This window comes from Chitinophagales bacterium, assembly GCA_013816805.1.
Taxonomy (GTDB): domain Bacteria; phylum Bacteroidota; class Bacteroidia; order Chitinophagales; family UBA10324; genus MGR-bin340.
On sequence record JACDDS010000005.1, the window covers coordinates 126228 to 139123 of the forward strand.

Below are 12896 nucleotides of genomic sequence, written 5' to 3' on the forward strand. Positions count from 1 at the left end.
TATGCGTGAAATCTTTGAAAATTTATTTTGAAAATTTATACCGTAGTTTTCTGATGAAGCCGTAAGAAGTATTGGTTTACTTCTCTGGCAGTGCAGGGTTGCTCAGCTTCTCTTTTATCAGCTCAAAAAAATTCCGCCTGAAGATTGAAGGATGGTTTAGTATATCATTGTAGGCTGGACTTCCAGAAGTGTTCCGGACTATATTTAATATAGCAATCTAATTAAATACCCGCTTCCTTCCATTTATCCCCATCCTGGTAAATGATCACGTGGTTGGGATCAATATTCTTTAAATGTAAGTGGTACGACTGTCCATCAAAATGTACGGAATAAAAATCCGTATGATAGTCCGACGCACCAATTCCTTCCCGCCACCACCAGTTGCCCCATTGATTGAATGTGACTGTAAGGTTGTTCGCGGAATCTGCTTTTACATGTACGCCATCAGTGTGTGTCATCATATTGTATTCAGAAATATCAGCCATCTTCCCTTTAAAAGGTTTTTTTCTTATCAACTCCAGCCCCTCTTTTAGCGCGGACGGTTCGTTGTATATGCGATACATATAAAGACCGCGATAATTATCCGGTATGTTTAAAACTATCACTTCAGCCTTATCATACCATCGGAAATCATTTAGTAAACTATAGTAAATCTGGTTATTTGTAACCCAATACGTATTGATCTGTATCAGGAAATACAATGAAATAGATAACATAACCGCTGAAGCAACGTAATATATTTTTCTCTTAAAAAACGAAAATATTAAGACAAGCATCATACAGAAGAACATAGATGCTAGATATCCATAGCGATCATTTTCGCCATATAAAAGTGAAACCATATACAGCGTAATAACCGGAGTGAGTGAAATAAAAAACATGGATGCGCATAAAGCAGTCAATCTTATACGATTGGGTAATCGCCGAAAGAAAAGAATTCCTGAAATACCTAGGCCAATAATTAAAGAGACAAAAAATGCAATCCCGGCATTACTTTCCAAAAAAGAAAATACCTTCATTTGAATTGTATAATTCCAGAATCTGAAAAAGAGCAGATACTTAATAAAATATTTGAAATATTTTGAAATAACCTCTTTATATGAAAAATTCAAATGAACCGGAGCACCGTAGTGACCAATCCATTCGTTTAATATCATTTTATTGGCTAAAAAATAAAGCGCTATTAGCAAAATACACGGAATGATTAGCGATGCTCCGTGACCCAGTAATTTTTTATTTTTAAGGAAGGCCGGATTCCAAATCAGAATCATTATGAAGATTAATGCCGGAGTAACCAACGATATCTCAAAAGTAAAAAGGGCCAGAAAAAATAAAATACAAATAACCCATACGTATTTTTTATTCTTTGATTCGAGAAAATTCAGCAATTGCCATAGGATCATAAGTATCAAAAATGATGAAAGCAAATAAAGCAGACAGACTTTCCATACCAATACTTCAGCATTATACGGTGACAACAGAAATAGCAATGCTCCGGTAACTGCTATACTTTTTGATTGTTGGCTTTCAAGTCTTAGGAGTAAGCGGTTAAAAATGAGGAATAATAAAAACGCATTCAGCGAATGAAGCAGCGAGAAGCAAGCATACCATCCAAAACCACTCGTTCCGAAAAGTGAATAGAGGATATAAAAAAATAATACTGAAAATTGTTGATTGGCATGCCAGCCAAAAGTATTAATGAAACCGAAGATGGATTGGTCGTTAAATTTATCCTGCCAACCATAAAAATCCGTTACAAAACCTGCCTGCCTTGTGGGAAAAAAAATGATAAGTGCAATACACAGAAATATTAAAAAGACAGCAAGATTTTCTTTTTTCATTATGTAAAAATTAAATGATTTGAAGCATTACCGGGAGAAAAATCTATTTATAATTCGCATTATCAACTTATCGGGAAGATTATATAACTCGATGGCCTTGGCGTTATTCAGTAATCTAAATTTGAAAAATACAGCGGCTCCTTTTTTTAAGTAATTAAAACATCTTTTTAACATCTAATAAATATGATACTTTACCTTTAATATTTCATTTTTCTCTCAACGCTAATTATGCAGGATATTAATGTTTCCAGGATGGCACTTTTGATTGATGGCGATAATGCCCAGCCTAGATTGATTGGGCTTATTTTGGAAGAAGCATCAAAATTTGGCAAGGTAACCATCCGTCGTGTGTATGGTGACTGGACTCAGCAAAACATGAATGGATGGAAAATTATCCTCAATGAATATGCGATTAACCCCATTCAAAAATTTTCATATACAACAGGAAAAAATTCAACAGATAGCGCCCTCATTATTGACGCCATGGATATACTGCACGGGAAGCTGGTAGATGGCTTTTGTATTGTTTCAAGTGATAGTGATTATACGGGACTCTCTAAAAGAATACGTGAAGATGGAACCTTTGTGCTTGGAGTAGGAGAGCAAAAAACCCCTAAAGCCTTTGTGCATTCATGCGATAATTTCACTTTCGTAGAAACGCTGATTGCAGCAGAAGAGGAAGTGAAGCTTCCCGAAGAAAAACAAAAAACAAAGGCAGAAGAATTGCATAAATCTGCTGCAAAGCTCGATCTGAATATCTTGAATAAAGCATTTAATATGGTGGTTGGGGATAATGAAACGGCATACCTTTCAGAGATCGGTCTGGGTCTAAGAAAGCTTGATTCAAGCTTTGACCATCGCACCTACGGTTTTAAATCGCTCGCAGAGCTATTCCGCTCGCTGAAGAAAGAATTTGAAGTAATTAATAATAATGTAAACGGAATGAAAGTTTACCTTGTAAAGAGAAGGTAATTATTCTTTCAGCAATCGACCTTCCATAATCTCAGACCCTGATGTAATACGCACCATATATATTCCAACCGGCAACGATTCAATACCAGTTGTAATATGATTATTAGCCTGAGGCACCTTTATACTCTTTACTTCCTGTCCTAATAAATTTAGAATCTGAATTTTATCGTTTTCTGTAATCCTGGTATTTGGCGTCCATTCTATATTTATTCTACCAGATGAGGGATTAGGAAATATCTTTAGCGCTTGTGTTGGAATTTCCTTTATACCGGTGGGCAGCAAAGTAGAAAAAGTACGGACAGTTGTAAAACCCGATTGATTTATTCCTGAATCATCACACCATGACTGAATTTGCCACTCGTATACTGTATTTGGTACCAACCCTGTTAGCGTATCAATAAGCAGCTCACCACTTACAATTTTAGAAATCCACTCCGTGCTACCTTGTGGACGGTATTGAATATTATATTTCACAGCATTTGTAGCCTGATTCCAAATAACCACAGCTGATATTGCAGTAGTATCAATAATTTTTAATGCTGAGTAGGATGGCCTTGAACAGGGATTCCATAAAAAGCGAAATGCGCGATATATATTTTCTGCTTCATGATAGCGTAATTCCCATACTATATTGTTGTTTGAATCCACTTCAGTAATATTCGGGAAGTTATGAGTGCTGTTAAACAATCCCCAGTTAATTAATGTATTTCCATTTTCTAAACGCTGAACATTTCCTTTGGCGTTACTTGAAATTTCGTTTCCGTCAATGGGCGGATGCTTGTAAGACCAGACTAAAGTTGCTGTCTTATTTACTTCATCAAGAGCATATTCTTTTGCAAAAGAGGTATTTGGAATAAGGGTATTATTATTATCAAACATGGTAATATGACCATTAGGAATACGTCTCACATCGTGTTGCGTATTAAATTTTAACGAATCATTTATAAAAGTAAACTCATTGTATAAACCTCCCAATCTCCATATAAAATCTCCGGTACTCACGTCAATTTTATCAACCTGATCCATTGCACGCCAGGAAACAATTATATTACCATCAGTATCCTGATCTATTGAATTAAGGTGAAAGGGCCGTACATTTTTATTACCAAGGCTTTCATTTATTGTTTCGAGTATGCTCATATGATCCCAAGTCCGCCATTCGAAAATGAGATTCTTGTTAGAGTCAAACTCCTGGATTACATTTCCAGTTACAGTTGCATTGGATTGATAGCTAGTATCATACACCGTTAAATCCATAAGCTGGGGATCAGTGGCCTGCATGAAATAATGACCATCCGCAAAAATCTGAAAATCATGATTTCCTGTTTTATAACCATTAATGGTAGTAAAAGAATCGATCTTCAAATAGTTAGAGTCGAACATATCGAAAAACCCTGTACCTGCACTATCATGAGCGGTAAGGTATCCATTGTGATTCACTTTCCAGTCCCATCCCACGTCGGGTGAACTTCTTTGAAAAACTGAATCACCATTACTTTGAATGATCCATAACTTTTGGTCAAAAGCATCATTGCTGAAAAACACCTGACCCGGTGCGGGATTTGTATTTACCAGAATGTCGAAATCTGTGCCTAAGCCGCGATCCTTATGCTCTTCTTCAGAAGAAATGGAACGCGTTGCTGAATTTTCATCTTCTTTTATGTTAACTGGAAAGTCTATGAGCTTTGCAGAATCAGGACGTATAGAAAAAATGAATGAATAATCTGGATAAATACTGCCATTCAGCTGGCGAACACCAGGTTTCATTTTTACAGTCACGGTTTCAGCATATGCAAAAGGCTGTACCGGATTTAAATTTATTGTTTTTTGATCGAGAGCTAATACTGCATTAATGTCATGCTTACCGCTAAAAGACCCGCTGACGGTAAAATACGAAGGCAATACAGATTGCACATCAATTAAATCTCCGGGCCGGATGACGATGTTCCGCGATGGATTATGAAGGGAAGAGCCTGGGACAGGAGACAAAAACTGCATTTGAGCCTGGGTGATTATTACATTAAAAATCAATACAATTGTAAAATATAACTTCATTGCTAGTTTGGTTTTTCAATTTTATTTAGCTCAGTTTTCGAATTGAGACGTTACAGAAGTGTTCTATTATTTCTTGTCCAAATAGTTTCATTTCCAGCTATTGAATAGGTACTGCAAAGCGGATAAGTGATTAAAATTAAATAAGCCGGAACTGGAGTTTCGATACTTATATTTCTCAAAGATAAAGTAAAACCATTCATTCTAATTCATATCCCTAAACAGATGAATCTGACATCAATGCATAAAGGTCCTATGGCAAACTTCAGAAGGATAATGGTTAGCAATATTATTGCTTAAAACGCAGGAACAAATGTTGTTTCCCGTCCAATAGCTGGAGAAAATATTCCGGAATTAGGGAGCCTGATTGTTGATGTCATTTTATCTATGTGGAAAAAGCTGTTATTAAAATTAATAATGACTATCGAAGTAATTGTTTTAAACCCTTACATTCATTCCATAAATTTTCCCACCATGAAAAAAATACTGTTCATTTTAATAATACTTGTATGTACTGCACAGTGGCTGGTAGCGCAAACGCTTATTACCGGAAAGGTAACTGATGAAAACCGGGTCCCTCTCTTCGGTGTTACAGTGGCTGAAAAGGGAACCAATAACGGAACCTATAGTGATGCGGATGGTAATTACTCTATCACCATATCCAAATCATCTGCTGCTCTTCTGTATAGTTATGTGGGATACGCTGCCCAGGAAATTTTAGTTAATGGTGAAACACACCTCGATGTGCTTATGAATAACGCTGCCACAGAACTAGCTGCCATTGAAGTAGTAGGCAGTCGTTCCCTTAACAGGTCAATTACCAATACGCCGGTGCCTGTGGACTACATTGATTTAAAGAGGATAACTAATGATATGGGTCAATTGGATGTAAATCAGTTGCTGCATTATCTGGCCCCTTCATTTAATGCAAATAAACAGTCGGGCTCTGATGGTGCAGATCACGTAGACCCGGCCACACTGCGCGGTTTGGGACCTGATCAAACTCTGGTACTTATTAATGGAAAAAGACAGCATCAATCCTCGCTGGTCAATATATACGGAACCCGTGGTCGGGGAAACACAGGAACAGATTTGGATGCCATTCCTCTTTCATCTATCGATCATATTGAGATTCTGCGTGATGGCGCATCAGCGCAATACGGCTCCGATGCTATTGCAGGAGTAATTAACATTGTTTTGAAACAATCGACCGGGGAGTTTACAGGTAACATTAATGCGGGAGCTAACGTTGCAAAATACCGTCCGGATAACAAAAGTTTTGACGGAGGTCAAATCTCTTTAGGCGCCAATTATGGATTTGATATCCTGAATAAGGGATATTTAAATTTAACTGCGGATTACCTGAGAGTGGGTCATACAAACCGTGCAAACATTCCAGACGAATGGTATCCCGGACATACTGATGTGCGTAATCAATTCGGGCAAGCAGCAGCAGACAATATTGGCGGAATGCTCAATTTAGAGATTCCTTTAAGTGATAAAACGGATGTTTACGCCTTTGGAGGTTATAATTTTAGAAACACACATGCGTATGCCTTCACGCGAACACCTGATGATTCACGTAATGTAATAATTATTTATCCCAATGGATTTGACCCGATCATTCAATCTAAAATAAGTGATGCAGCCGCTAATGCAGGTGTGCGAAGTAAATTAGGAAGCTGGAGGCTTGACCTGAGCAATGCTTTTGGGCGTAATAAATTTAATTTTTTTGGAGAACATACCCTTAATGCCTCACTGGAGGATGCCTCCCCTACTTCCTTTGATGATGGAGGCACCAAACTCTCCCAGAATACCACTACTCTTGATTTGAGCAGGTATTATACCGATATAATGAGTGGACTTAATATAGCTTTTGGTGGCGAGTTTCGCTATGAGAATTATCAAATTTTTGCCGGTGAAGAAGGGTCATGGCAAACCTATGGCCCGGTAGTATTCAGTATTGATCCTGAAACCAACGATACCGCCTTTCGACCCGGAGGATCGCAGGGATTTCCTGGATTCCGGCCGGGAAATGAAGTAAATGAAAACCGCACCAATGAAGGTGCTTATGCCGAAGCCGAGTTAAATATTTCGCAGGACTTTATGGTTGACGGTGCGCTGCGGGCTGAAAACTACAGTGATTTTGGAGGTACTATTAATGGTAAGATTGCCTCCCGGTTTGCAATCAGCGATAAATTTGCGGTCAGGGGCTCCATAAGTACTGGCTTTCGTGCTCCTTCACTAGCCCAAATATATTTCAATCAGACATTTACGAATGTTCAGAATGGGCAAATTTTCGATGCTGTTATTGCAAACAATGTGAGCGACATTACAAAAGCACTGGGAATACCTCCATTAAAACAGGAGAGGGCAATAACTGGCAGTCTTGGATTTACTCTAAATCCCCTTTCGGGCTTTTCCGCAACAGTCGATGGTTATTATGTAAAAATTAAAGACCGCATAGTGCTAACAGGCAATTTTTATAATGATGATGAAATAATAGGAACTACTCTTAATGAATTAAATGTAACGGCAGCACAATTTTTTACCAATGCCGTTAATACTACCACTTATGGGGCTGATGTTATTTTAAATTATTCCTTACCTATGGCCACTAACAACCGTCTTATTTTATCTTATGTCGGGAATGTAAATTTTATGAAGGTGGACAAAGTACAGACTAATGCTTTGTTGGAAGGAAAACAGGATTCTTATTTCGGACCTCGTGATAGTGCCTTCCTGGTAAATTCTGCCCCACCGTTTAAAATGAACCTCGGCGTCAGTTACGCTCACAGCAAATTCACTGCAGATGTTCACTTCAACTTATGGGCAGGGCTCAAATTTTATGATTACGATCCTAAACCTTATTGGTACAAAACCAAACCTACTATTGATCTGACACTGGGTTATAGGATTACAAACAATGTGTCTTTTAATATCGGTGCTGTGAATTTAACCAATGCATATCCGGTCTATTATGCAAAAGAAGAATCAAGTGCCAGCCCTGTAGGTGGCAAAATCGGTTACGATCCTTATGAAACGGAAAGTGGCGGTTCATGGGATGCAGTGCAAATGGGATTTAATGGAGCTTTTCTTTTTGCGAAGCTGGGATTAACTTTCTAGGGTCTTATTAAAAATTAATTCTGAAGTCAGCAGCCTGATTATGATTTCAATAGATCAGAAATGAAGTGAAACAATTTCAGGTAAGTCATCTGTTTAATTATATTCTTGTATCAACAGATAATCTGCCTTCAGGGACTTACGTCTATCGCATTATTACCTCACAGGGGATATCGGAAGGTAAAAAGCAGATTGTATTTAAGTAGTTTTAAATGGGTCAAATATAAATCACATCTTATGTAATTCATTTCATTTTAAATCTTATGCCATGAAAAACTGTATTCATTTAACAGCTTTTTTTTTGTTAACTAAGGAAGCTATCCTTTGATTGATATAATTGGTGTGTATAAGTTTCGTATTCAAACCCTGCCCAACCTCGCTATTATTGTAACTTTGAAGAGCGTAATTTGAGTGCATTATGGGTAAAATAATTACAATAGCAAATCAGAAAGGAGGCGTTGGAAAAACTACCACTGCTATAAATCTTGCTTCTTCATTGGCAGTATTGGAATATAAAACTTTACTGATAGATGCAGACCCTCAGGCAAATGCGACATCTGGGATTGGCTTCGATCCAAAAAATATTACCACAGGTATTTATGAGTGTCTTATTGGCGGTGCTAAAATCAGAGATTGCCTGTTAAAAACTCAGACTCCCCACCTTTACCTCCTGCCGGCGCACCTTGACCTAGTGGGCGCAGAGATTGAACTGATAAACCACCCTAACAGAGAAAAGATTCTTTACCAGGTACTGGCTGAAATTATCGATGATTTTGAATTTATGATCATTGATTGCTCACCGTCACTAGGCTTAATCACTGTAAACGCCTTATCTGCTGCCAACTCTGTTTTAATTCCGGTACAGTGTGAATATTTTGCTTTGGAAGGATTAGGTAAATTATTGAATACGGTTAAAATTGTGCAAAGCCGTTTAAACCCTGATTTAGAAATTGAAGGAATTGTGCTTACCATGTACGACAGCCGTCTTCGTCTTTCTAACCAGGTGGTTGAAGAGGTGAAGCGCCATTTTGGAGATCTTGCTTTTGACACCATTATACACCGTAATACCCGGTTAGGAGAAGCACCTAGTTTTGGAAAATCAGTTATCATGTATGATGCAGAAAGCAAAGGCGCTGTAAACTACCTGAATCTTGCAAGAGAAATTCTCCAGAAGAATAATAAAACGCGTATGCCATCAAAGGAAAAACTGATTGACGTAGAAAATGACCAATAAAAAACCGGATCTGGGAAAGGGCATCAGGGCCTTGCTCGAAAATATGGATACATCCATAACACCTGAGGCTGCCTTTCTTGGAACTACCAGCAACATTCCTTTAGATCAAATTGAGGTTAACCCCTTTCAGCCCAGGCACGATTTCGATGAATCAGCAATGCAGGATCTTGCTGACTCCATAAGAATTCACGGAGTTATTCAGCCCATTACAATAAGAAAAATTTCGGGCAAAAAATACCAATTGATTGCCGGTGAGCGCAGATTGCGCGCAGCAAAAACAGCAGGATTGAATGAAATTCCCTGTTTTATCCGTTCAGCCAATGATGAGCAGATGCTGGAAATGGCACTTATTGAAAATACGCATCGGGAAGATCTGAATGCAATTGAAGTTGCCATCAATTACAAAAGGCTTATGGATGAATGCGAATTAAAACAGGAAGAATTAGCGGAGCGGGTAGGAAAAAACAGGTCAACAGTTACAAATTATCTTCGCCTGTTAAAGCTTCCCCCCGATATTCAAACCGCGATAAAGAATAAAACCATTTCTATGGCACATGCGCGGTCTATCATAAATATTGAAGATCCGCTGATACAATTAGAGATATATAAAGAAATGGTAAAAAAAGATCTGTCGGTTCGCGCAGTGGAAAATTTGGCAAGGCAGTATGGAAATAATAAAAAGCTCTTTTCTAAAAAGCCTGCAACCCTTCCCTACCAATACCAGCGGCTTCAGGAAAGGCTTGCTTCAAATCTTTCAACCAAGGTACAAGTCAGGCGCAGGCGATTGGGCAAAGGCGAAATAATCATCCATTTTTTCTCAGATACTGACCTTGAACGGCTTTCTGAATTCCTTGAATCACCTCGTAGTTAAAAGCTAACCTTTCTGCAGTTGGCTACAGGTTTGCAGCTCTAAAAATTCTTTCTGTTTCTTTACGTTAATTGCTGATGTAAAAATTAGGTGAATTTGGAATCCTCAAAAAGCATCGTATTTCTTCTTTTAAATCTATTAGCCATTATACTGATTACCTCCGGTGTTATGGCAGCTCAGGATACATTGCCAAGTGCAACCAAATCAGCAAAGTTGAAAAGTGAAAATTTTTTGCATTTTTTACCTGCTGAGCATTCTCCAAAAGTAGCAGGTATTGCATCCGCCATAGTTCCAGGATTGGGCCAGGCTTATAACAAAAAGTATTGGAAAGTTCCAATTGTATACGCTGGCCTAGCTACAGCGGGCTATTTCATTTATTATAATTTTGCAATCTATTCCAATTTTAGAAAAGCATATCTGCTAAAGCTGGATGATGACAGTACTTCTGCGCTGCATTCTTTTAAGGTTTGGTATATCACTTCCACAAACACTTTTTACCTGGATGGTTATCCAACTTCAAACTTGTATGAAGTTCAGAATAAATACCGCTATTATCTTGATATCTCTATACTGGTAGCCGCAGGTATTTACCTGCTGAACATTCTGGATGCTGTAGTAGATGCTCATCTTTATCATTTTGATGTTAGTAATGACCTTTCTCTCGACGTCAGGCCTTTTTATAATCCTGTGACCATAAGAAAGGCAGGGGGTATTAACCTTACATTTACCTTTTAGCACAGTTAAAATTGTCTTCCTGGATACGGTAGTTAATGGGGCAGTAACTGTTTGAACATACAATAGTTAAGAGATGAAAATTGCACTTTTTGGATATGGAAAAATGGGGAAGATGATTGATGAAATTGTTTCCATGGAGAAAAAACATACAATAGTATCGAGAACCAATTCCCTTAATCATAAATCGCCTGAATCCGAAGATCTGAAAGATGCCGATGTAGCAATTGAATTTTCCAGCCCGGAGTCGGTACTGCAGAATACCCGGCATTGCCTGGAGCTTAATATCCCCCTTGTGATTGGCACTACCGGCTGGTACGATAGACTTAGCGAGGTAAAAGATGAATGCATTAAAAAAAAAGGTTCTATAGTTTACGCCAGCAACTTCAGTATAGGCATGAACATTTTTTTTCAAATAAACCAAATCCTTGCCGGCTTAATGGGAGCGAGACCTGAGTATGAACCATTTATCACAGAAATACATCACATTGAAAAAAGAGATTCACCGAGCGGAACTGCAATTTCGCTAGCAAAAGACATTCTTAAAAATACTTCCTGTAAAACTAACTGGATTAACCGGAGAAATTCGGATAACGGTACAAAAAATGATAATCCTTTAGATTTAATAATTTTGTCGCGCCGTGAAGAAAATATTATTGGTACACATAGTATTGAATACCGTTCTGGCGTTGATAAGATTGAAATAAAACATGAAGCATTTTCAAGAGAAGGTTTTGCAAAAGGAGCTCTCTACGCTGCCGAATGGATAAAAGATAAAAAGGGCTTTTATGAATTTAACGAATTGCTGCAGGTGTCTTAAGAAATGGGTATCTGAAAATTCTTAATTTTTATCATTTTAAAATAATTACAAAGTCTTCCCTTTAATTGATTCTACCTTACTCACATTTAAGCAGTTATTAACTAACATTTGATTTATTATGAATTGGACGGTACAGAAAAAAAGAATTACAAAATCTAATACAAAACCAGCAAAATCTAAATTTCGTGAGTGGGTTGATGCTCTTGTTTTTGCTGTTATTGCTGCAAGCATTATACGCACTTTTGTGGTTGAAGCATACACCATACCTACTCCTTCCATGGAGAAATCATTGTTGGTAGGTGACTTTCTTTTTGTAAGTAAAATGCACTATGGTGCACGCATTCCGGAAACCCCTTTGTCTTTTCCATTTGCACATAACACAATGCCACTTTTCGGTGGCAATTCTTATCTCACATGGATTAAGCTTCCTTATAACCGTCTGCCCGGATTCCAGTCGATAAAAAATAATGACATAGTCGTTTTTAACTGGCCACAGGAAGATTTCAGGCCGGTAGATAAACGTGAAAATTATATTAAACGCTGCATAGCGATAAGCGGTGATACTTTAGAAGTAAGGAATGGAGAAGTCTTTCTAAATGGAAAAAAGAATATGATTTTTCCAGGGGAACAGGATGAATACCTGGTTACCACAGATGGTACGGCTATAAATGAAAAGATATTAAAGGACCTGCATATAACTGAAATGTATCCGTCCAACGAAACAGGTAAATTTGGTTTTCATTTGACTCAGTCCAATATAGAAGATCTAAAAAAACTTCGTAATGTAAAATCCATCGACCCATATGTATTGCCCAAAGGTTTTCTGCCTGAAACTATCTTCCCTATGGATGCCAAGAATTTTCCATGGAACATTGATAACTATGGACCTATCTGGATTCCTAAAAAAGGTGTAACAGTTCCAATCAATACAAATAACATTGCCTTATATCAGCGATTAATTACAATTTATGAAGGTCATCAACTGGATATTAATAAAAACGGAACAATTATTATTGACGGGCATCCTGTTACGTCATACACTTTTGCCATGAATTATTATTGGATGATGGGAGATAACCGGCACAACTCCCTTGATTCCCGCTATTGGGGTTTTGTGCCGGAAGACCATGTGGTGGGCAAAGCCTGGTTCATATGGATGAGCTGGGATAAAGATGGTTCGTTATTCACCAAGGTGCGCTGGGATCGGCTATTTAGAGGAATAAATTGAAATGATTAAAAGTAAAAGAGAAGATG

At 37.9% G+C, this 12896-nt stretch carries 9 protein-coding genes; 7 read left to right on the forward strand and 2 right to left on the reverse strand.

The genetic code is table 11. From position 1 onward, the window contains the following. Window positions 1-221: 221 nt before the first annotated feature. Window positions 222-1841 (reverse strand): hypothetical protein, encoded by a 1620-nt coding sequence (locus H0W62_05675; GenBank protein MBA3648029.1) that lies wholly within the window; start codon window positions 1839-1841, stop codon window positions 222-224. A 228-nt stretch (window positions 1842-2069) separates the two neighbouring features. Between H0W62_05675 and H0W62_05680 the strand changes: the two genes are divergently transcribed. Beyond that, on the forward strand, window positions 2070-2813 hold the full coding sequence (locus tag H0W62_05680; protein MBA3648030.1) for an NYN domain-containing protein: 744 nt from the start codon (window positions 2070-2072) through the stop codon (window positions 2811-2813). Here the strand turns inward: H0W62_05680 and H0W62_05685 are convergent, their stop codons facing one another. Next, window positions 2814-4868: an aryl-sulfate sulfotransferase gene (locus tag H0W62_05685; protein ID MBA3648031.1), complete on the reverse strand. Its 2055-nt coding sequence runs from the start codon at window positions 4866-4868 to the stop codon at window positions 2814-2816. A gap of 471 nt (window positions 4869-5339) precedes the next feature. Here H0W62_05685 and H0W62_05690 point away from each other — a divergent pair, with 471 nt between their 5' ends. The 6 genes from H0W62_05690 to lepB all read left to right on the forward strand — a co-directional run bounded on the left by H0W62_05690 (window position 5340) and on the right by lepB (window position 12870). Further along, window positions 5340-7991: a TonB-dependent receptor gene (locus H0W62_05690; protein MBA3648032.1), complete on the forward strand. Its 2652-nt coding sequence runs from the start codon at window positions 5340-5342 to the stop codon at window positions 7989-7991. Window positions 7992-8406: 415 nt separating this feature from the next. Continuing rightward, window positions 8407-9222 (forward strand): ParA family protein, encoded by an 816-nt coding sequence (locus tag H0W62_05695; protein MBA3648033.1) that lies wholly within the window; start codon window positions 8407-8409, stop codon window positions 9220-9222. Next, window positions 9212-10093 carry a ParB/RepB/Spo0J family partition protein gene (locus H0W62_05700; GenBank protein ID MBA3648034.1) on the forward strand — a complete coding sequence of 294 codons (882 nt, stop codon included), beginning with the start codon at window positions 9212-9214 and terminating at the stop codon, window positions 10091-10093. Before H0W62_05695 ends, H0W62_05700 begins: the two co-directional genes overlap by 11 nt. A gap of 93 nt (window positions 10094-10186) precedes the next feature. Beyond that, window positions 10187-10825: a hypothetical protein gene (locus H0W62_05705; protein ID MBA3648035.1), complete on the forward strand. Its 639-nt coding sequence runs from the start codon at window positions 10187-10189 to the stop codon at window positions 10823-10825. Between the two features lie 73 nt (window positions 10826-10898). Further along, a complete protein-coding gene (dapB, locus tag H0W62_05710; GenBank protein MBA3648036.1) occupies window positions 10899-11642 on the forward strand; it encodes a 4-hydroxy-tetrahydrodipicolinate reductase in 744 nt (247 codons plus the stop codon). Window positions 11643-11760: 118 nt separating this feature from the next. Continuing rightward, window positions 11761-12870: a signal peptidase I gene (gene lepB, locus H0W62_05715; protein MBA3648037.1), complete on the forward strand. Its 1110-nt coding sequence runs from the start codon at window positions 11761-11763 to the stop codon at window positions 12868-12870. Window positions 12871-12896 lie beyond the last annotated feature (26 nt).